This is a genomic window from Rhizobium mongolense USDA 1844, assembly GCF_000419765.1.
Taxonomy (GTDB): domain Bacteria; phylum Pseudomonadota; class Alphaproteobacteria; order Rhizobiales; family Rhizobiaceae; genus Rhizobium; species Rhizobium mongolense.
On sequence record NZ_ATTQ01000008.1, the window covers coordinates 84,736 to 104,467 of the forward strand.

Annotated in this window: 19 protein-coding genes and 1 other RNA gene; 12 read left to right on the forward strand and 8 right to left on the reverse strand. The window is 60.0% G+C overall.

Annotation, left to right across the window (positions count from 1 at the left end):
• Positions 1-30: 30 nt before the first annotated feature.
• Positions 31-525 (reverse strand): SRPBCC domain-containing protein, encoded by a 495-nt coding sequence (locus A3C3_RS0116975; protein WP_022715780.1) that lies wholly within the window; start codon positions 523-525, stop codon positions 31-33.
• A 56-nt stretch (positions 526-581) separates the two neighbouring features.
• Here A3C3_RS0116975 and A3C3_RS0116980 point away from each other — a divergent pair, with 56 nt between their 5' ends.
• A complete protein-coding gene (locus A3C3_RS0116980) occupies positions 582-905 on the forward strand; it encodes an ArsR/SmtB family transcription factor (protein ID WP_022715781.1) in 324 nt (107 codons plus the stop codon).
• A 48-nt stretch (positions 906-953) separates the two neighbouring features.
• Here A3C3_RS0116980 and A3C3_RS0116985 read toward each other — a convergent pair whose 3' ends face one another.
• From A3C3_RS0116985 to A3C3_RS0117005, 5 genes are all read right to left on the reverse strand, one after another.
• Positions 954-2,147, reverse strand: a complete 1,194-nt coding sequence (locus A3C3_RS0116985; protein WP_022715782.1) for an MFS transporter — start codon at positions 2,145-2,147, stop codon at positions 954-956.
• Between the two features lie 131 nt (positions 2,148-2,278).
• Positions 2,279-3,202 (reverse strand): LysR substrate-binding domain-containing protein, encoded by a 924-nt coding sequence (locus A3C3_RS0116990; RefSeq protein WP_022715783.1) that lies wholly within the window; start codon positions 3,200-3,202, stop codon positions 2,279-2,281.
• Between the two features lie 257 nt (positions 3,203-3,459).
• Positions 3,460-3,618, reverse strand: a non-coding RNA gene (ssrS, locus tag A3C3_RS43750) — 6S RNA.
• Between the two features lie 59 nt (positions 3,619-3,677).
• On the reverse strand, positions 3,678-4,055 hold the full coding sequence (locus tag A3C3_RS0117000) for a cell division protein ZapA (RefSeq protein WP_022715785.1): 378 nt from the start codon (positions 4,053-4,055) through the stop codon (positions 3,678-3,680).
• A 15-nt stretch (positions 4,056-4,070) separates the two neighbouring features.
• Positions 4,071-4,346 carry a DUF4164 domain-containing protein gene (locus A3C3_RS0117005; protein WP_022715786.1) on the reverse strand — a complete coding sequence of 92 codons (276 nt, stop codon included), beginning with the start codon at positions 4,344-4,346 and terminating at the stop codon, positions 4,071-4,073.
• Positions 4,347-4,685: 339 nt separating this feature from the next.
• Here A3C3_RS0117005 and tkt point away from each other — a divergent pair, with 339 nt between their 5' ends.
• The 7 genes from tkt (at position 4,686) to A3C3_RS0117040 (ending at position 14,243) form a co-directional block, all read left to right on the forward strand.
• Positions 4,686-6,659 (forward strand): transketolase, encoded by a 1,974-nt coding sequence (tkt, locus tag A3C3_RS0117010; protein ID WP_028739720.1) that lies wholly within the window; start codon positions 4,686-4,688, stop codon positions 6,657-6,659.
• A 62-nt stretch (positions 6,660-6,721) separates the two neighbouring features.
• Positions 6,722-7,732, forward strand: a complete 1,011-nt coding sequence (gene gap / locus A3C3_RS0117015; protein ID WP_022715788.1) for a type I glyceraldehyde-3-phosphate dehydrogenase — start codon at positions 6,722-6,724, stop codon at positions 7,730-7,732.
• 190 nt (positions 7,733-7,922) lie between these two features.
• On the forward strand, positions 7,923-8,378 hold the full coding sequence (locus A3C3_RS0117020) for a GNAT family N-acetyltransferase (protein ID WP_051154486.1): 456 nt from the start codon (positions 7,923-7,925) through the stop codon (positions 8,376-8,378).
• Between the two features lie 283 nt (positions 8,379-8,661).
• Entirely contained in the window at positions 8,662-10,524 is a 1,863-nt protein-coding gene (locus A3C3_RS0117025) for a potassium/proton antiporter (RefSeq protein ID WP_033419703.1), read from the forward strand.
• Positions 10,525-10,595: 71 nt separating this feature from the next.
• The gene (locus A3C3_RS0117030) at positions 10,596-11,795 is read left to right on the forward strand and encodes a phosphoglycerate kinase (protein ID WP_022715791.1); all 1,200 of its coding nucleotides are present in this window, start codon (positions 10,596-10,598) and stop codon (positions 11,793-11,795) included.
• A gap of 224 nt (positions 11,796-12,019) precedes the next feature.
• Positions 12,020-13,045, forward strand: coding sequence for a class I fructose-bisphosphate aldolase (locus tag A3C3_RS0117035; protein WP_022715792.1), 1,026 nt, complete (start codon positions 12,020-12,022; stop codon positions 13,043-13,045).
• Positions 13,046-13,325: 280 nt separating this feature from the next.
• Positions 13,326-14,243, forward strand: coding sequence for a PhzF family phenazine biosynthesis protein (locus tag A3C3_RS0117040; protein ID WP_028739721.1), 918 nt, complete (start codon positions 13,326-13,328; stop codon positions 14,241-14,243).
• Here the strand turns inward: A3C3_RS0117040 and A3C3_RS46125 are convergent.
• Entirely contained in the window at positions 14,240-14,404 is a 165-nt protein-coding gene (locus A3C3_RS46125; RefSeq protein ID WP_022715794.1) for a hypothetical protein, read from the reverse strand. The two genes, A3C3_RS0117040 and A3C3_RS46125, sit on opposite strands and share 4 nt — an antisense overlap.
• 171 nt (positions 14,405-14,575) lie before the next feature.
• On the opposite strand from A3C3_RS46125, the gene A3C3_RS0117050 reads away from it, so the two are divergent.
• From A3C3_RS0117050 to rcdA, 3 genes are all read left to right on the forward strand, one after another.
• Positions 14,576-15,856, forward strand: coding sequence for an MFS transporter (locus A3C3_RS0117050; protein WP_022715795.1), 1,281 nt, complete (start codon positions 14,576-14,578; stop codon positions 15,854-15,856).
• Positions 15,857-15,877: 21 nt separating this feature from the next.
• A complete protein-coding gene (locus A3C3_RS0117055) occupies positions 15,878-16,066 on the forward strand; it encodes a DUF1192 domain-containing protein (RefSeq protein WP_022715796.1) in 189 nt (62 codons plus the stop codon).
• Positions 16,067-16,443: 377 nt separating this feature from the next.
• The gene (gene rcdA, locus A3C3_RS0117060; RefSeq protein ID WP_022715797.1) at positions 16,444-16,959 is read left to right on the forward strand and encodes a protease adaptor protein RcdA; all 516 of its coding nucleotides are present in this window, start codon (positions 16,444-16,446) and stop codon (positions 16,957-16,959) included.
• A 553-nt stretch (positions 16,960-17,512) separates the two neighbouring features.
• On the opposite strand, the gene rpmE is transcribed toward rcdA, so the two are convergent.
• Positions 17,513-17,734 (reverse strand): 50S ribosomal protein L31, encoded by a 222-nt coding sequence (gene rpmE, locus A3C3_RS0117065; RefSeq protein WP_027508080.1) that lies wholly within the window; start codon positions 17,732-17,734, stop codon positions 17,513-17,515.
• A gap of 192 nt (positions 17,735-17,926) precedes the next feature.
• Between rpmE and A3C3_RS0117070 the strand changes: the two genes are divergently transcribed.
• Positions 17,927-19,729, forward strand: coding sequence for an ABC transporter transmembrane domain-containing protein (locus tag A3C3_RS0117070; protein WP_028739722.1), 1,803 nt, complete (start codon positions 17,927-17,929; stop codon positions 19,727-19,729).
• The last annotated feature ends 3 nt before the right edge of the window (positions 19,730-19,732 follow it).

Below are 19,732 nucleotides of genomic sequence, written 5' to 3' on the forward strand. Positions count from 1 at the left end.
CGAAGGCGGCTCCGATGTTGGCTGGTATTGTCATTGGAGCGCCTCGTAGTCTGGAGCCTCCGCAGGCTCGCCGCGCATCTCGCTGAGGAACATGCCCTCCCGAAGATTGATGCCGTATTCGACGAAGGCCTTCATGCAGCAGAGCATGTTGGCCCAGCCCTCGCAGTTGAGGTAGGTGCCGCGCCGGCCGGCCTCGTCTTCCTGCCAGCCATTCTCGGAGATCGTCACCATCGTTCCGCCGTCCTCCAGCGGATCGAATTTCATCTCGACCGTCGTTTTGTAGCGAACCTTGTTCTCGTCCGTGCCACCATCCCAGCGCAGTAAGATCAGGCGCTCGGGAACGAGATCGATCACTTCGACCGGCGAGTCCTTCCACCAGGTTACCGTCGTACCCTTGACGAGCGGTGCGCTCGCCCCGCCGATGGTCGTGAAATAGCTCGAGAGCTTCTTCGGATTGACCACCGCATCGAAAACTTCTGCGACCGGACGTCCGATCCGTCCGCCGACACGAATACTGAGGGACATTGCACTTCCTCCCCTTTTCGATTGTGATAAGCGCCATTATGTTATAAAAACGTAACATGTCAAGCGAATCGGATAACGACCCTGTTTTCAAGGCACTGGCCCACTATCGGCGCCGTGAAATTCTCGACATTCTGAAAGACGGTCCGCGCACCACCGGCATGCTCTGCGAAGCCTTCGCAGACATGGATCGCTGCACAGTCATGCAGCATCTGAAGGTTCTCGAAGAAGCCGACCTCGTTGTCCCGAAGAAGGAGGGCCGCGAGCGCTGGAACCACCTCAACAGCCTGCCAATCAAGCATATCTACGACCGCTGGATCAGTACTTATGCGGGACATGCGCTATCGATACTGGACAGGCTGAAGGGCGATCTGGAGGGATAAACTCGAAACGAAACGGGCGCCGAAGCGCCCGTTTCGCTAAGGACCAGTTCAAGCGGCCTTGCGCAAAGGCGCGGCAAGCGGCGCAGAGCGGCGGTCGAGCGCACCGCTCGTGAGGTTGAGGACAAGAGCCGCGGCAACGAGGATCGCGCCGACCCAAGGCGTGGCGACGAGCCCGAGCGAGGATTCGACGACCAATCCGCCGATCCAGGCGCCCGCCGCAATCCCGAGGTTGAAGGCAGCAATGTTGAGCGCCGAAGCAACATCGACGGCGGCCGGACGGACCTGCCTTGCCAGTTGCACGACATAGAGCTGCAGGCCCGGCACGTTTGCAAAGGAGAGAAAGCCGAGCGCAGCCAGCGTCGGGACCGTCAGCCATGGCGAAACAGCCGTGAAGCTGAAGAGAACAAGCACGATCGCCTGGGCGATGAAGAGCCCGGTCAGCGCCCTCACCGGATCACGATTGGCAATCTGCCCGCCGATGATGTTGCCGATGGCGATCGCGATACCGTAAAGCACGAGGATCAGGCTGACGGCAGACGCGGAAAAGCCGGTGATCTCCTGCAAGATCGACGCAAGAAAGGTGAAGGCAACGAAGGTTCCGCCATAACCGAGAGCGGTCGTGGCAAAGACGATCAGCAACCGGCCGCTGCCAAGCGCGCGAACCTGATCCTTGATGCTCGCGGGCGGCGCTTTCTTGAGGTTGGAGGGAAGCAGGAGCGCGATACCGGCAAAGGCCACGACGCCGAGCCCCGCGACGGCGGCAAAGGTCGCCCGCCAGCCGAATGTCTGGCCGATGAAAGTGCCAAGCGGCACGCCGGTCACGATCGCGACAGTCAGTCCCATGAACATCATGGCAATGGCCGAGGCGCGGCGGTCCTCCGGCACGAGATCGGCAGCGATCGTCGAACCGACGGAGAAAAATACGCCATGCGCAAAAGCCGAGAGCACGCGCGCAACCAAGAGCGGTGTGTAACCGGGGCTGAACGCGGCCATGGCATTGCCGATGATGAAGAGCGCCATGAGCCCGAGCAGCAGCGGCTTGCGCGCGATCCGGCCGGTCAGTGCTGTCAGGATCGGCGCGCCGAAAGTCACGCCAAGCGCGTAGACGCTGACAATGAGACCTGCGAGCGGCAAAGTGATGTGAAGATCATTGGCAACGGTCGGCAGCAGGCCGACGATGACGAATTCCGTGGTTCCGATCGCATAGGCGGCGATCGTCAAGGCAAAAAGAGCAAGTGGCATGAGATGACCCGTGATGATGTGCCCAGAGTTCGGGCGCGGTTATTGTTCGGGTCCAGATATGGATGCGCGGCACCGCGTCGATAATCCGATGGAGCGGCCCAGGACTTGTGAATTGAATTCAAGATAGGCGGCTAAGAATGTTCCGTCTCGCTGATAAGCCATTTCCGAAAGAGCGCCAACGACGACTTTTCCAGGGCTCCGGCGGGATAGAGCATCGCGTAGTTCAGGGCTGCAGGCTGGCGCTCGACAAAACAGCGCACAAGTCTTGCGGCGGCAATATGCTCGGCAACCAGCGAACTGCGCACCAGCGCAAAACCCTGTCCCCTGCTGCAAGCTTGCAGCATCTCCTCGAAGGAATCGAAGACCGGCGCTTCATCGACCGCTCTTGCGATGTCGAAGCCGGCAAGCGGCTCGACGTTCGGATCGTCTCGGACAGTCACCTGTTCGTACCATCGCTGCCAGTCGAGCACAGTGTGCCGCATGCCGCGATAGAGCAACAACGGCGCGGCGCGAATGGCACCACGGCTTGGAAGCCTGCTTGAGAGAGTCGGCGCGCAGACGACGAATTCCTCGTCGAGCAGAAGCGGCTCCGTCACAAGGTCCGGGCCGCCTTGACCAAGCCAGATCGCCAAATCGACACTTGAAAAGTCCGGTCGCTGATAGCCGACGGCGGTGCGGACTTCGATTTTCGGATAGCGACGGCAGAAAGCCTCGAGACGCGGAGCAAGCCATTGGCTTGAAAATTCCGGTGTCGTCGCGATCGTCAGCGACGGACTGGCGCTTGCCTCCCGTGCCTGATGCAAAGCGCTTTCAAGCGAAGCAAGCGCGCTCGCGATCTCGGGATGAAGCCTGAGACCGAGCGGTGAAGGCCGGGCGCCGTGCCGCCCGCGATCGAAGAGCCGGCCGCCCATCCAGCCTTCCAGCTGTGCGATCTGATGGCTGACGGCTGTCTGTGTCAGCCCTAGCCGCTCCGCGGCACGCCCAAAGCCTCCTGTCTCCGCAATAGCACAGAAGGCCTGCAGGGTCGAAAGCGGCGGCAACGGACGATCTGCCATGAAAATCTCTCATGATAAAAACAATCGAGTTTCATTATACAGCGGTGCAAAGCAATAATAAATTGACCGCATGGGAGATAAGCCATGAGGTTTTCGATAAGAATTCTGAATGCATTGCTGCCGTTTAGCAGCCTCGCCGCTCCAGCGCAGCAGCAAAGATCCACAGCCCCGCCGCAGCCGGCAACCGCACTGAACGCGCATATGCAGAGAGATATCGGAATAGACGAGGGGCAGAGCCCATGCCTTCGAAAAAAGTAGTGCGATCCGCGGCAGCCGATGGAGATTTACGATCCTGGGCGCCTACAAACGTAGGTGGGCACCGTGTGTCCAGGCCCACGAGCCTGGTCAGGGACAGCTCCCTTTGGATCGAGTATGGCCCCAGGGATTGTGGTTCCTGTCGAGAGGCGCAGATCGCAGCACGATATATAAGGCCGTTCACAAAGCTGCGCCAGAGGGACATGCATGCTGCGCAAATTTAATTAAGCTCGGCAGGCGCCCGGCCGTTGAGCTTGTCGGTGATGCCGCGAATGCGGCTCGTTACCTCTCCGAGCACTTCGGCGAGGTTTTCCTCCGTCCGGGCGGTCGCAGCGAGAACGGTGTCTCGATTGCCCCGCAGCGTTTCGAGCTCAGCTTCCAGCTCAGCCACGCGGCGGCTCAGCTCGGAAATTTCGTCCATCACCATGATCCCGGCCATGACGGTGATCCTCAGGTCGCCGATTTCGCCGAACTGACCCTTGAGATGGCCGACATAGCGGTCGAAGCGGTTGGCGAGGTCGGTCAGGTGGTCTTCCTGTCCTTCCTCGCAGGCCATTCGATAGGCCTTCCCGTCAATCGTTACCGTCACCTGTGCCATGTCACTGTCTTTCCATTAGCGGTCCAGAACCGCGCGGATCGTCTCCATCGCCGTTACCAGCCGCCGCGAAACCTCGCGGTTGACCTCTTCCAGCCGGTTGGCACGGAATTCTGCCTGGTCGAGTTCCTGCGCGAGTTTGGAGCGATCGGCGTGCACGCGGCGAACCTCGCCCTCGATGTCGCCCTGCTCGCGCTGGCGTTCGATTCGCATATCCACGGCGTTTTCCAAGCCGGAAATCGCCTGCTTCAGCTCGTTGAGGGCCGCTTCCATGGATTTGCCTGTGGGCGTCATGTCGCTGTCCGGTTCTCCCGCGCAAGACCTCTCGAATCGGCAGGCCTTGCCGGTCCAGTGATTTCAACAGGATATGCAGCTAGCCGACGGCGCGTCAATAAAAGCCGTACCGGCGCATGGGCCCTATTCTGTGGATGACTGAAATACACGCACCTGAAGCAGCAGATTCGTCTTTTGCAAAACTCAACGATCAAATGTCAAAAATCGTCGCACCCCGCCCGGATATGGCCCGCAATTTATTGACTTGGCCGTTCCAACTGCTATGTCTCACCCGCTTTCATCGATGGCCTTCAGAAGGCTCGAGGCCATCTCCCGACACCGGAAACCCGTGGAAAAGCCATGACCTCTCCCGAACAACATGACCGGATGGCGAATGCGATCCGTTTTCTCTCCATGGATGCCGTCGAAAAGGCAAACTCGGGCCATCCGGGCCTGCCGATGGGCATGGCGGATGTCGCCACCGTTCTCTTTACGAAATATCTGAACTTCGATCCCAAGCAGCCGCACTGGCCGAACCGCGACCGCTTCGTGCTGTCGGCCGGTCATGGCTCCATGCTGCTTTATTCGCTGCTTTACTTGACCGGCTATCCGGACATGTCGATCGAGGACATCAAGAATTTCCGCCAGCTCGGCTATAAGACAGCCGGCCATCCTGAATACGGCCATGCAACCGGTATCGAGACCACCACCGGCCCGCTCGGCCAGGGCATCGCGAATTCGGTCGGCATGGCGATCGCCGAGCGCAAACTGCGCGAGGAGTTCGGCCCCGACCTGCTCGACCACTACACCTATGTGATCGCCGGCGACGGCTGCCTCATGGAAGGCGTCAGCCAGGAAGCCATCGCGCTCGCCGGCCACCTGAAGCTCAACAAGCTCATCGTCTTCTGGGACAACAATTCGATCACCATCGACGGCGCAGTATCGCTGTCGGATTCGACCGACCAGGTCGCGCGCTTTAAGGCAGTGCACTGGAACACGATCGAAGTCGATGGTCACGACCAGGCTGCCGTTGCCGCCGCTATCGAAGCCGCGCAGAAATCCGACCGTCCGACACTGATCGCCTGCAAGACGATCATCGGCTTCGGCGCGCCGAACAAGCAGGGCACCCACAAGGTGCACGGCAACCCGCTCGGCGCAGATGAAATCGCCGCTACCCGCGAGGCACTGAACTGGGACGCCGAAGCCTTCACCGTCCCGGCCGACATTCTGGAAGCCTGGCGCAAGGCGGGCACCCGTTCTGCCGAGACCATCACGGCCTGGGAGGGCCGCCTCGCTGCCTCCGACAAGAAGGCCGAGTTCACCCGCCGCTTTGCCGGCGAATTGCCGCCCGGCTTCGATGCAGCGATCAGCGAATACAAGAAGAAGCTTGCCGAAACCAAGCCGACGGTCGCGACCCGCAAGGCTTCGGAAGATGCCCTCGAAGTTATCAACGGCTTCCTGCCAGAAACGCTCGGCGGCTCCGCCGACCTGACGCCTTCGAACAACACCAAGACGAGCCAGATGAGGTCGATTACCCCGACCGACTTCTCCGGCCGCTACATGCATTACGGCATCCGCGAACACGGCATGGCTGCCGCCATGAACGGTATCTCGCTGCACGGCGGCCTGATCCCCTACGGCGGCGGCTTCCTGATCTTCTCCGATTATTGCCGCCCGCCGATCCGCCTCGCCTCGCTGATGGGCATCCGCGTTATCCACGTGCTGACGCATGACTCGATCGGCCTCGGGGAAGATGGCCCGACGCACCAGCCGGTCGAACAGCTCGCCGCACTGCGCGCCGTTCCAAACCTGATGGTCTTCCGCCCTGCTGATGCCACGGAAACCGCCGAATGCTGGCAGATCGCCATCACGACGCCAAACCGTCCGTCGGGCCTGGCGCTCACCCGCCAGAACCTCTCGACCGTGCGCACCGAATACAGCGAGAAGAACCTCTCGGCTAAGGGCGCCTACACGCTCGCCGGCTCCGATGATGCCAAGGTCACGATCTTCGCATCGGGCTCCGAGGTCGAGATCGCCATCGCCGCTCGCACCACGCTGGAAGGCAAGGGCATTTCCACGCGCGTCGTCTCCGTTCCCTGCACCGAACTCTTCTTCGAGCAGCCCGAAGCCTACCGCAATGCGGTCCTCGGCAAGTCGCCGGTCAAGATCGCCGTCGAAGCCGCCGTCCGCGAAGGCTGGGACGCGTTTATCGGCCCGGAAGGCACCTTTATCGGCATGAAGAGCTTCGGCGCGTCCGGCCCATACAAGGAACTCTACAAGCATTTCGGCATCACGGCGGAAGCCGTCGTCGCCGCAGCAGAAGCCAAGCTCTAAAGGGGGAGCGTTCCGACGCTCTCCACTCATCCGCAAGCCCCATATCTAGGGAGTGAATGCAAATGACTGTAAAGGTTGCCATCAATGGCTTTGGCCGCATCGGCCGCAATGTTCTCCGTGCGATCGTCGAATCTGGCCGCACTGACATCGAGGTGGTCGCGATCAACGACCTCGGCCCTGTCGAAACCAATGCCCACCTGCTGCGCTATGACTCGATCCACGGCCGCTTCCCCGCAGCCGTCAAGGTCGAAGGCGACACGATCATCGTCGCCAATGGCAAGCCGATCAAGGTGACGGCGATCAAGGACCCGGCAACGCTTCCGCACCGGGAACTCGGCGTCGACATCGCGATGGAATGCACCGGCATCTTCACCGCGCGCGACAAGGCCGCAGCCCACCTCACCGCCGGCGCCAAGCGCGTCCTTATCTCGGCGCCTGCTGACGGTGCTGACCTGACCGTCGTCTACGGCGTCAACCACGACCAGCTCACCAAGGAGCATATGGTCATCTCCAACGCATCCTGCACGACGAACTGCCTGGTTCCGGTCGTCAAGGTGCTGAACGACGCCGTCGGCATCGACCACGGCTTCATGACGACCATCCACTCCTACACCAACGACCAGCCGTCGCTTGACCAGATGCACAAGGATCTGTACCGCGCCCGCGCTGCCGCACTCTCGATGATTCCGACCTCGACCGGTGCGGCAAAAGCCGTCGGCCTCGTCTTGCCGGAACTGAAGGGTAAACTCGACGGCACGTCGATCCGCGTCCCGACCCCGAACGTCTCCGTCGTCGACTTCAAGTTCGTCGCCAAGAAGGCAACCACGGTTCAGGAAATCAACGAAGCCATCAAGGCTGCCGCCAACGGCAAGCTGAAGGGCGTTCTCGGCTACACCGAGGAGCCGCTGGTTTCCCGCGACTTCAACCACGACAGCCAATCCTCGATCTTCGCAATCGACCAGACCAAGGTCATGGAAGGCAATTTCGTGCGAATCCTCACTTGGTACGACAACGAGTGGGGCTTCTCCAACCGCATGGCCGACACGGCCGTTGCGTTTGCGAAGCTCATCTAGGTTTTGCGAAGCGGATTTTAGGAAGGCGGCCTGCGAAAGCGGGCCGCTTTTGTTTTGAGCACTGCCCGAGCTATGACGTCCCTTGCGACAACAACGGCAAGCATCTGCCCATGCCGGCAAGACGAGGAAGAAGATCGTGGTATATCTCGATATTCGAAAGGCAAGCGCAGGCGACGCAGAGGAGCTCTGTATGCTCCTCAACGAGATAATCGAAGCTGGCGGCACCACGGCTCTGGAGGAGCCTCTATCAGTAATGGAACTGACCGACTGGTTCATCACCGGCAAGTTCGCACTGACATGCCACGTCGCGCAGGCCGGGCCTGACATTGCAGGATTTCAGTTCCTGAGCCTTTACGAAAACCTGCCGGAAGGGTGGGCCGACATCGGAACCTTTGCTCGCCTGAGCCCGAAGATACCCGGCGTCGGTACCCAGCTCTTCGCCGCGACCTTGTCCGCCGCCGAAGAGCGCGGCGTCGCATTCATCAATGCAACCATCCGCGCCGATAACACTGGCGGGCTCGCCTACTACGAGAAGATGGGCTTCCGGACATATAAGACGATTGATAAGGTGCCGCTCCGCGATGGCACGCTCGTGGATAGAATCCAGAAGTGCTTCGCGGTAAAGAAAAATTTGAGCGGCGTCTAAGGACCCTTTGAAAAACAAAAAATTGCAGTCCTCTTCTCCTTGCCCTGCTCTTGCCTGATTTACCTATAAATTCTTCATAGAGAATCTCTCCCGTAGCATCCTCCACCGGCAGCCGTCCGGCGCGCCGTTCAGCAGCATGAAGCCGCAGGCAAGCGAGGTTAAGCCGCAAGGCCTACCCTTCCGACCTGTTTTGCCGTTTACTGATGCAGGCGGAATGAAGCGTGGAGGGCGGAAATAGCTACATGCCGGGGTGGGTTGCGGCGGGCAATGAAAGGGGTTGGACGTGGAAGCATTCTACATCGTCGTACTGGTATCGACGGCGCTTGTGCTTCTTGCGGCCTTCTCGAGCCTGCTCGCCTTCCGCTTCGGCGCTCCCTTGCTTCTGCTTTTCCTGGCAATCGGCCTGATTGCGGGCGTAGACGGGCTCGGCATCGAGTTCAGCAACAATTATCTCGCCTATATCCTCGGCTCGATCGCACTTGCCATCATTCTCTTCGATTCCGGCTTCGGCACGCCGATTCAGGCCTTCAAGCTCGCGGCTATACCTTCGCTGACGCTTGCCTCCGTTGGCGTGCTGATGACCGCCGGCCTCTTTGCCGTCGTCGCCATGTGGCTGCTGAATTTTACCTGGCTCGAGGGCCTGCTGCTCGGCTCGATCGTCGCCTCCACGGATGCGGCCGCCGTCTTCTTCCTGCTGCGCATCGGTGGCATCAACATCCGCGACAAGGTGCGCTCGACGCTCGAAGTGGAATCCGGCACGAATGATCCGATGGCGATCTTCCTCACCATCGCCCTCGTCGAACTGCTTGCCAGCGGCGAAGGCTATGCCGGCATCAATATCGGCATGCTCGCGGTGTTCATTCAGGAAATGGGCCTTGGCGTCATCCTCGGGCTGCTCGGCGGCATGATGATTGCGCAGGTCGTCGGCCGTCTGGACACTGACCGCGGCCTCACGCCGATCTTCGTGCTCGGCCTTGCCATGCTGGTGTTTTCCTTCGCAGGCGCCGTCGGCGGCAGCGGTTTCCTGGCCGTCTATGTCGCCGGCATCTATGCCGGAAACCGCAAGCTTCCGGCGCTGGGATCGATCAAGCGTTTTCAAGACGGCATGACCTGGCTCGCGCAGATCATCATGTTCCTCGTGCTCGGCCTGCTCGCGACGCCCTCGCAGTTTCCGGCAATCATCCTCCCAGCGGTTGCACTGGCGCTGTTCCTGATCTTCGTTGCCCGTCCGCTCGCCATCTGGCTTTCGCTCCTGCCTTTCGACTATACGCAGCAGGAGATCGGCTTCGTCGCCTGGGTCGGGCTTCGCGGCGCAGTTTCGATCCTGCTCGCCATCATGCCGATCCTCGGCGGGCTGCCGAACGGGCAGATCTATTTCAACACCGCCTTCATTATCGTGCTGGTCTCGCTGCTGATTCAGGGCTGGACGATCAAGCCGGTGGCCAAGAAACTCGGCCTCATCATTCCCCCGCGCATGGGTGCCGTCGACAAGGTCGAGGTCGACCTGCCGGGTGCGGCAAACCACGAGCTGCTTTCCTATCGCGTCATCAAGGACAGCCCGATCCTTCGCGGTGAGCGCATCCCGCGCTGGGCAACGCCTTCGCTCGTCATCCGCGACGGCAAGTCGATGCGTTATCAATATGCCGGGCGGCTGCGCGAGAACGATCTCGTCTATCTATTCATCGTGCCGAGCCATTCGCGTCTGCTTGACCGGCTTTTCGCCAGTCGCGCGCCAGTGGACGCCGACGATGCCGAGTTCTTTGGTGCCTTCGCGCTCTCTCCTGCCCGCCCTGCAGCCGATCTCGATGCTGCCTACGGCCCGGGCCTGCTGAATGAATCCGAGAAGGGGTTGACGATCGCCGAACTGATGAAGCAGCGCCTTGGCGGCAAGGCGGACTATGCCGATCGCGTCCGGCTCGGCTCGATCATCCTGATCGTTCGCGACCTCGACGACCAGGCCCATATCACCTCGGTCGGCATGTCGCTCGAGGCGGTCGAGCCTGCCATCACGCTGCCGATCTTCATCAATCTGCATGACATCGTCCAGCGTATCCGCGAACGCCTCAAGGGTCGCAAAAACCCGGAAGCCGCAACGGCCAAGGGCGTGCCGGACCGTGAGGAAAACGCGCGTGAAAACCACGGTTGAACGCCTTGCGTCTTGAGGCATCCTTGCTATGGTCGGCCACTTTCCAAGGCAAATAACGAACGGATAGTCTCATGCCAGCTTTCAAGACTCTCGACGACCTCAGCGGCATCGCCGGAAAGCGTGTTCTCGTCCGCGTCGACCTCAACGTGCCCGTGAAAGACGGCAAGGTGACCGACACGACGCGCATTGAACGCGTTGCGCCGACGATCCTCGAACTGTCGAAGAAGGGGGCCAAGGTTGTTCTGCTTGCGCATTTCGGCCGCCCGAAAGAAGGCCCCTCACCGGACCTCTCGTTCTCGCTGATCGCGCCGGACGTTGCAAAGGTGCTCGGCAAGCCGGTTGCCACGGCATCGGACTCGATCGGCGAAGCCGCTGCTTCGGCAGTCGCCGGAATGAAGGATGGCGATATCCTGCTTCTCGAAAACACCCGCTTCCACAAAGGTGAGGAAAAGAACGACGCGGAGTTCACCAAGGCGCTCGCTGCCAATGGCGACATCTATGTGAACGACGCTTTCTCCGCCGCGCATCGCGCCCATGCTTCCACCGAGGGCCTTGCCCACCTGCTTCCTGCTTATGCCGGCCGCACGATGCAGCAGGAGCTCGAAGCGCTCGAAAAAGGCCTCGGCAGTCCGGTACGCCCGGTCGTTGCCATCGTCGGCGGCGCCAAGGTTTCCACCAAGATCGATCTGCTCATGAACCTCGTCAAGAAGGTCGACGCCCTGGTGATCGGCGGCGGCATGGCCAATACCTTCCTCGCCGCCCGCGGCACCAATGTCGGCAAGTCGCTCTGCGAGCATGACCTTGGCGAAACCGCAAAGCAGATCATGATCGAAGCCGCGACAGCCGGCTGCGCGATCATTCTGCCGGAAGACGGCGTTGTCGCGCGCGAGTTCAAGGCAGGTGCCGCCAACCAGACCGTCGACATCAACGCCATCCCCGACGATGCCATGGTCCTCGACGTCGGTCCGAAGTCGGTCGAGGTGGTCAAGGCCTGGATCGAGCGCGCCCAGACGCTGGTCTGGAACGGGCCGCTCGGCGCCTTCGAAATCGAGCCTTTCGATAAGGCGACGGTCGCAGCGGCCAAATACGCTGCCGAACGCACCAAGGCTGGCAAGCTCACCTCCGTCGCAGGCGGCGGCGATACTGTCTCGGCACTGAACCATGCCGGTGCCGCTGATGACTTCAGCTATGTTTCGACCGCAGGCGGCGCCTTCCTCGAATGGATGGAAGGCAAGGTCCTGCCGGGCGTTGCCGTCCTTTCCGGCAAGTGACCGCCCGGCTGATTTTGTAATCTTTACATGCGGATAGACCGCTGAAGCTTGCGGGCCTCGGCGGTCTTTTGCTCACGCATCGAAAAAACTCTCAAAGTTTCAAACGATTGAAACGATTTCAATCGTTTCAATGACTTAGCGCTCCATTCTCCTGCCTATAAACTTCTGTTATCGCCGACCTATATGCATGGTTGCCGATTTTCTTGTCGTGGAGAGAGTAAAAAATGAGCGAACGCCTGGAAGACATTGCAGCAAAGATCGTAGCGGGTGGCCGGGGGCTGCTTGCCGCCGATGAATCGACCGGTACGATTGGAAAGCGGTTCGATACGATCGGCCTGGAATCCACTGAAACAAGCCGCCGCGATTATCGCGAAATGCTCTTCCGCTCCGAAGAGGCTATGAAGAAGTATATCTCGGGCGTGATCCTCTATGAAGAGACGCTTTATCAGAAGGCGGCCGACGGCACGCCCTTCGTCGACATCATCAAGGCTGCAGACAGCATTTCCGGCATCAAGGTCGATATCGGCGCCAAGCCGATGGCGAAGTATCCGGGCGAAACGATTACCGAAGGCCTCGACGGCCTCGCCGACCGCCTTGCCAAATATTATGAAGCCGGAGCCCGCTTCGCCAAGTGGCGCGGCGTGATCGCCATCTCCTCCTCGCTGCCGACCTGGGGTTCGATGAAAGCAAACGCCCATGCGCTCGCCCGCTACGCCGTGCTCTGCCAGCAAACCGGTATCGTGCCGATCGTCGAGCCGGAATGCCTGATGGACGGCAAGCCGGGCGACCACAATATCGACCGCTGCGCCGAAGTCACCGAATGGACGCTGCGCACCGTCTTCGAAGAACTTGCCGATGCCCGCGTCAGCCTGGAAGGGATGATCCTGAAGCCAAACATGGTCATTGACGGCAAGAACGCCCGCAAGGCATCCGTCGCGGAAGTCGCCGAACGCACCGTCCAGGTTTTGAAGCGCACGGTTCCGTCCGCCGTTCCCGGAATTGCCTTCCTTTCCGGCGGTCAATCCACCGAAGAAGCAACAGCTCACCTCTCGGCGATCAATTCCGGATTCGAATTGCCTTGGAAGGTCACCTTCTCCTATGGCCGCGCGCTGCAGGATACGGCACTGAAGGCGTGGGGCGGAAAACAGGAAAACGTCGCCGCCGGCCAGCGCGCCTTCAGCCACCGCGCCGAAATGAACAGCCTTGCGGCCAAGGGCAGCTGGAAACAGGAACTTGAAAACGCGGCGTAGCCGCCACTTAGCGCCTTTGCGACGAGTCCTCCTGCCGTGCGCTTTCCACCGGGATCCAGCCGCGCCATGTCCATGGCGCGAATGACTCGAAAACGAATGATGAAAGAACCATCCACGGCGCGGACGCGCCGTGGCTTCAGTCCTGTGACAGCACATGAATGACGAAGGGCGGCGCAAGCTCGCCAAGCTCAATTCTCCGCATTGTCACGGCGACAAGATTGCGCTTTGGCGATCGAAGGACGTGACACATTATTGCGGCTTCCAAAATATCGGAGCCGCAATGACTGTCCTTTCTTATACGACCGTCGACGTTTTCACTTCCAACCGTTTTGAAGGCAATCCGCTCGCCGTCGTCACCGGCGCAGAGCAGCTCAGCACCAAGACGATGCAGAAGATCGCAGCGGAATTCAAATATTCCGAAATCACCTTCGTCCTGCCGCCCAAGGATCCCACCAACACAGCGAATGTCCGAATCTTCACGCCGACGATGGAGGTGCCTTTCGCAGGCCATCCGAATGTCGGCACAGCTTATGTTCTCGGCCAGCAGCGGGAGATCTTCGGCAGGCCGATCGGCGACACGCTGCGTTTCGAAGAGAAGGCCGGTCTGGTTGAAGTGGCGCTTCGGCGTACCGAAGGTCGAGTCACTGCTGCAACGATCCGTGCGCCTCGGCCTCTGGATATCGGGACTGCCGTGTGCGAAGAAACCATTGCGCGCTGCATCGGCATCGACCGCAGCGCGATCTTCAAATCGACCCACCAACCGGTATTCGTCTCCGTCGGCCTTACCTTTGCTGTTGCCGAACTCGACGGCCTGGCATCGCTGGGCGCTGCCCGACCGAATCTCACGCATTTCCAAGAGGCTGCCGGCCCGAACGCTGAAAGCAATCACGATTTCTCGCTCTTCGTCTATGTCCGTTCTCCGGACGAGCCTTGGACGATCCGCGCCCGCATGTTCGCGCCACTAGACAACGTCGCCGAAGATCCGGCGACAGGCAGCGCTTCTGCGGCACTCTGCGCCTATCTCGTCTCACTCGCACCGGAGCAAACCATGAGCCGGCGTGTGACGATCGAGCAAGGTGTCGAGATGGGCCGGCGCAGCATCATCGACGTCGATGTCATCAAGAAAGATGGCGTCGTGACGGACGTCACGATTTCCGGCAGTTGCGTGCCGGTCATGCGCGGCGAGATCACCGTCTAGGCGATCAGGTCGCGGCCAAGAAGCGCAACCGCCCAAACGGCAAACGCAATCAGCGCAATCTTCCAGAAGTCCATCCGTTGCCGCAAACCGGGCAGCCCCAGCGGCTTGATGATCTGTATAACCATGGCAAGGACGAGCAACAGCGCCAGCAGCTTTGTCATGGCATTATTTTTCCAATATTTCAGAATGTCACAGGACGGACATTATTCCGCGCGAACACAGCACTTCTTCATGCCGTAACGGCATTCCGAGCCATAATCAACACCATTGGGACAGGACGGGCAGCGTCTTGTCTTATGACTTTTTAAATCGAACTTGCCGAGAATGTGGAAATGAGAAGAAATCTGCTGTCCGTCGCCGCGCTGCTTTTCGGAACGCTTTTCCTCTTCATGGGCAATGGCCTGCAGGGCATCCTGCTTCCCGTCCGCGGCAACCTCGAAGGTTATGCCACGACCACGCTCGGCCTGCTCGGCACGTCCTGGGCGGCAGGCTTTGTCGTCGGCTGCCTCGTCGCCCCCAAACTGGTGCGGCGCGTCGGCCATGTGCGCGCCTTCTCCGGCTTCATTTCGATCATCGCCATTATCGCCCTTGTGAGCGGCATCATCATCGATCCGATCTGGTGGATCGCGCTGCGCGCCGTCACGGGCTTCTCGACCGCCGGCACCTCGATGATCATCGAAAGCTGGCTGAACGAGCGGGCCACGAACGAAAGCCGCGGTGCAATCTTCTCGCTCTATATCGGCATCACCCTTCTCGGCGTCGTCGGCGGCCAGATGATGATCCCGCTCGAAGACGTGCGAACGCCGTTGCTCTTCATGGTCTGCGGCATCTTCTACTGCATCGCCATGCTGCCCACGACGCTTTCGACCGCAGCCTCGCCGCAGCCGCTGAAGGCCGTGAAGCTCGACCTGCCTGCGCTCTACCGCAATTCGCCCGTCTCCTGCCTCGGCATCTTGATGGTCGGCATCGCCAATGGTGCCTACGGCACGCTCGGAGCGGTTTTCGGGGCAGGTGCGGGACTTTCCGATGCCAGCATCGCAATCATGATGAGCGCCACCATTTTCGCCGGTGCGCTGATGCAGCTTCCGGCCGGCCGCCTTTCCGATCGTATCGACCGCCGCTATGTTCTGGCAGTGATGTCGGCGATTGCCGCGGTCGCTGGCCTTCTGATCGTGGTGCTGCATCCCTCTTCGCCCGCGCTTCTGATCGGCCTTGTCATCCTCTACGGTGCAGTTGCCAACACGCTCTATCCGATCGCCGTAGCGCATGCGAACGACTTCGCCTCCGCCGAGGATTTCGTGAAGGTTTCCGGCGGGCTCCTGCTGCTCTATGGTATCGGGACGGTGATCGGACCAACGATCGGCGGCCCTGTGATGGCGATGACAAGCCCGCACGCGCTCTTCCTCGTCACGGCGCTGTCGCATGTCTTCATCACCGCTTACGCAATCATCCGCAGCCGCATTCGCGCCGCAGTGCCGGCAAGCGAACGCGACACTTACACGACGATGCCGACCGGCACCTCGCAGATGCTGACGCCCGAGAGCATGTCGCTTGTCGAGCCCATGTCGAACAAGCCTCCCGAAAGCGACGATCCTGCTGTAAAATACGGCTGAGAACCGGACGGAGGATTGCTCATGAGTTTCATTGACGATGATCTGCCTAAGAAGGCGGCTTACGAAATCGGATCCGATCTCTCCATGCTTTCCGTGGACGAGCTGAAGGAGCGTGTCGAACAGCTGAAGGCGGAGATTACCCGCATAGAGGCCGAAGTCACGAGGAAAGCTTCAGGCCGCGCCGCAGCCGAAAGCCTTTTTCGCTCCTAGCGTTCGATCAAAGGCGACAGGCAAGCGAATAACCGCTGCCGGAAGTCTTAATACGAAACAATGTTAATAGAATATTAAGCTTTATGAGATATTACTGTTCTTATCCAGATTTCGTCTGGATCTCAGACAGTTTTCCATGCGGCGAATTGGTCTGATTTTTCTCCCTGTTTTACCTTGAGAGCCGCTTTTGCGGCTCTTCTTTTTGCGCCGGCGCCGATTTCCCACGAAACTGTGGAAGTTAACCTTTTCTTAAGAAACGCCTTGCGCATCTGGGCTAAAGATACCATCCTAAAGACATAAAGACAGACCTCTGAAACTTTTGTTTCAGGCTGGCGTTACCTGAACATATGTAGACGCGTGCAACAGGAACCATTTGAATGTCGGAACTCGGTTTGAACACAATCAGTTTTGCGGGCCGCGTTGCCGCATCCTCGCAGTTCAAGACTCTGTACGCGGAAGGCATGTCGCTGGTCGAGGAAACTGCCGCCTATCTGGATGGCAATGGCCGCGCCGCATCCAAGGTTCTACCCCGCATGGCTTCTGTTCTCTACGCTGCCGAATCGATGCGCCTCACGACCCGCCTGATGCAGATGGCGTCCTGGCTGCTCCTGCAGCGTGCCGTCAATAACGGCGAGATGTCACGAGACCAGGTTCTCGCTGAAAAGAACAAGGTCCGCCTCGACGGGTTCAACGTGGACCGCAATGCTCCAGGCTGGGGCGATCTGCCGGAAGCCTTCCGCGATCTCGTCGAACGCTCGCTGCGCCTACAGAACCGCGTTGCCCTTCTCGACCGTGAAATCTATCGCCCGAATGAAGCGCCAATCGTTCCCGACAATCAGAACAGCGTCCAGGCACAACTGAGCCTGCTGCAAACGGCTTTCGGCAACAACTGAGAGCTTGCATAGACTAAAGATGGAACCGGCTGCGTGATACGCGGCCGGTTTTTTGTTGCATACTCCATGTTGTAGCTACATCCAGGAGGAAGGCGAGAAGGCGACTGCCGTTCTCGAGGCGATGGGGTTTCTGACGCAATCCGTCTTCTGATGATGCGGGTGCCGACGAGCATCGCCTACGCTTCGAAGTCAACGTGCCGAAGCGTTCACTGAAAAAACAATGAAGGAACTGGAAGAAGGCAAAGCCAAGCGGTTCGAAATGCCGACGCCCTCTTCGACGGTCTGTGCTGACGCCTGTTCAATCCGGAAAGTTCAAACGGGAGGTCAAGCGCATGGAAAAGCGCCGCAGGAACATCCGCTAGTTAGAGATGCCTGCTTTTCATGATCAAAGAACGCCGAGCACTCAGATCATCCGTTGTGCGGCAATTGGTTGCTGCTCTATCTCATCGAGGTTCGTGAACCTTTGCAGGTCCCGGCACTCATTCAGACTGATTCAAGCAATAAAAAAGCCCGGAAACCCGGGCTCTTTTCAAATTCGGTACCGCAGAAGCGATTAGAGGCCGAGGCCGCCGAAGCGCTTGTTGAACTTGGACACGCGGCCGCCGCGGTCCATGAGCTGCTGGTTGCCGCCGGTCCAGGCCGGGTGGGACTTGGAATCGATTTCGAGGTTCATGACAGCGCCTTCCGAACCCCAGGTCGAGCGGGTTTCGTATTCGGTGCCATCGGTCATCACCACCTTGATGACGTGGTAGTCGGGATGGATATCAGCCTTCATAACAATCTTCCTGCGATGCCAGGGTCCAATTTGACGCAAGTCATTGCGGCAAGAGAACCGATTGAATAAATGAAGCCGCAGTCGCTAAGGCTACGGCTTCCCATTCGGATGCGGTGCCTATACATGAAGGCCGCCCGGATAACAAGGGCCTACAAGCCGCTGTTCAGCGGTATTGGGGCGATTGGAGATGATTTGGCAAACGCAGTGCAGACCGCGGAAAAGAAGTCGCGTTCCTTGAAGCCGCTGGCAAGGCTGGCGCCCTATGTGAAGCGTTACCGGGGCATCGTCGCAGGCGCGCTGGTTTCGCTTATCGTTGCCGCCGTGACATCGCTCACGCTTCCGCTTGCCGTGCGCCGCATGATCGATCATGGCTTCACGCAAGCTGACGGCACCTTCATCAACAGCTACTTTGCCATGTTGTTGGTCATCGCCGTCATACTCGCGGCCGCAAGCGCCTTTCGCTACTATTTCGTCATCACGCTCGGCGAACGCATCGTCTCGGATCTGCGCCGGGATGTCTTTGCTCATGTCACGCGGCTTTCTCCCTCCTTCTTCGATGTCAACCAGTCCGGCGAGATTGTGTCACGCCTGACGGCCGATACCACGCAGATCAAATCGGCTGTCGGTGCCACCGCCTCGGTGGCGCTTCGCAATCTGATCCTCTGCCTCGGTGCCATGGGCATGATGATCGTCACCTCGCCGAAGCTTTCAAGTCTTGTGCTCGGCGCAATCCCGCTGATCGTCTTCCCGCTCGTCGGCTTCGGGCGGTCCGTGCGCAAGCGCTCCCGAGCCGCGCAGGATACCCTCGCCGAAGCTTCCGCTTTTGCCAACGAGACGATTGCTGCCACGCGCACCGTCCAGGCCTTCAACGGCGAGGATGCGGCCGCAAGCCGCTACGGCGCTGCCGTCGAATCCGCCTATGAGGCAGCACGCTCCGCCATCCGCTCGCGCGCGCTTTTGACAGGCATTGCGATCACCTTGATCTTCGGCAGCGTCGTTGCTGTCCTTTGGGTTGGCGCGCACAATGTTCTGACGGGAACGCTGTCTGCCGGTACGCTCGGGCAGTTCCTGCTCTATTCGGTCATCGCCGCCGGCTCTCTCGGCGCTTTGTCGGAAGTCTGGGGAGAACTCTCGCAAGCGGCAGGCGCCGCCGACCGGCTGACCGAGCTGCTGGACGAAGTCTCGACGATCGCAGCACCGGAAAAGCCCGAGACCCTGCCCGTTCCGACCCGGGGACGCGTCGAATTCTCGAACGTGCACTTCGCCTATCCGTCACGCCCCGGAAAATCGGCGCTGCATGGCCTGAGCTTCAATGTGACGCCGGGCGAAACCGTCGCCATTGTCGGCCCATCAGGCGCCGGCAAGAGCACCGTCTTCTCTCTGCTGCTCCGCTTCTACGATCCGCAGCAGGGCAGCGTCGGGATCGATGGTATCGATGCGCGCGAAGTAACGCCCGGCGATCTGCGCGAACGCATGGCGATCGTGCCGCAGGACGTCACCATCTTTGCCGCTTCAATCCACGACAACATCGCCTTCAGCCGCCCCGGCGCGACGCGCGAGGACGTACGCGCCGCAGCGATTGCCGCCCAGGCCGATGAATTCATCGCGAGGTTGGACAAGGGCTACGACACCGAGGTCGGCGAGCGCGGCATTACCCTTTCCGGCGGCCAGCGCCAACGTATCGCCATCGCCCGCGCGATCCTGAAGAACGCCCCGATCCTCCTGCTCGATGAAGCGACGTCAGCCCTTGACGCCGAGAGTGAAACGCTGGTGCAGAAGGCGCTCGACGGCCTCATGCACGGCCGCACGACGCTCGTCATCGCCCATCGCCTTGCGACCGTTTTGAAAGCCGACCGCATCCTCGTCATGGATCAGGGCCGCATCATCGAGGAAGGCACGCATCAGAGCCTGATCCGCCACGGCGGCATCTATGCCAAGCTGGCAAAGCTGCAGTTCGATGCAGGTGCAGAAGAGTTCCTGGCGACCGTCAAATAGACG

What these genes read in the sequence shown, in the direction of transcription:
- A3C3_RS0117040 (WP_028739721.1), top strand. Translation starts at nt 13,326, where the DNA reads ATGACTGTCCTTTCTTATACGACCGTCGACGTTTTCACTTCCAACCGT.
- rcdA (WP_022715797.1), top strand. Translation starts at nt 16,444, where the DNA reads ATGTCGGAACTCGGTTTGAACACAATCAGTTTTGCGGGCCGCGTTGCC.
- A3C3_RS0116985 (WP_022715782.1), bottom strand. Translation starts at nt 2,147, where the DNA reads ATGCCACTTGCTCTTTTTGCCTTGACGATCGCCGCCTATGCGATCGGA.
- tkt (WP_028739720.1), top strand. Translation starts at nt 4,686, where the DNA reads ATGACCTCTCCCGAACAACATGACCGGATGGCGAATGCGATCCGTTTT.
- rpmE (WP_027508080.1), bottom strand. Translation starts at nt 17,734, where the DNA reads ATGAAGGCTGATATCCATCCCGACTACCACGTCATCAAGGTGGTGATG.
- A3C3_RS0116975 (WP_022715780.1), bottom strand. Translation starts at nt 525, where the DNA reads ATGTCCCTCAGTATTCGTGTCGGCGGACGGATCGGACGTCCGGTCGCA.
- A3C3_RS46125 (WP_022715794.1), bottom strand. Translation starts at nt 14,404, where the DNA reads ATGACAAAGCTGCTGGCGCTGTTGCTCGTCCTTGCCATGGTTATACAG.
- A3C3_RS0116980 (WP_022715781.1), top strand. Translation starts at nt 582, where the DNA reads ATGTCAAGCGAATCGGATAACGACCCTGTTTTCAAGGCACTGGCCCAC.
- A3C3_RS0117020 (WP_051154486.1), top strand. Translation starts at nt 7,923, where the DNA reads ATGCTCCTCAACGAGATAATCGAAGCTGGCGGCACCACGGCTCTGGAG.
- A3C3_RS0117030 (WP_022715791.1), top strand. Translation starts at nt 10,596, where the DNA reads ATGCCAGCTTTCAAGACTCTCGACGACCTCAGCGGCATCGCCGGAAAG.
- A3C3_RS0117035 (WP_022715792.1), top strand. Translation starts at nt 12,020, where the DNA reads ATGAGCGAACGCCTGGAAGACATTGCAGCAAAGATCGTAGCGGGTGGC.
- A3C3_RS0117055 (WP_022715796.1), top strand. Translation starts at nt 15,878, where the DNA reads ATGAGTTTCATTGACGATGATCTGCCTAAGAAGGCGGCTTACGAAATC.
- A3C3_RS0117005 (WP_022715786.1), bottom strand. Translation starts at nt 4,346, where the DNA reads ATGACGCCCACAGGCAAATCCATGGAAGCGGCCCTCAACGAGCTGAAG.
- gap (WP_022715788.1), top strand. Translation starts at nt 6,722, where the DNA reads ATGACTGTAAAGGTTGCCATCAATGGCTTTGGCCGCATCGGCCGCAAT.
- A3C3_RS0117000 (WP_022715785.1), bottom strand. Translation starts at nt 4,055, where the DNA reads ATGGCACAGGTGACGGTAACGATTGACGGGAAGGCCTATCGAATGGCC.
- A3C3_RS0116990 (WP_022715783.1), bottom strand. Translation starts at nt 3,202, where the DNA reads ATGGCAGATCGTCCGTTGCCGCCGCTTTCGACCCTGCAGGCCTTCTGT.
- A3C3_RS0117050 (WP_022715795.1), top strand. Translation starts at nt 14,576, where the DNA reads ATGAGAAGAAATCTGCTGTCCGTCGCCGCGCTGCTTTTCGGAACGCTT.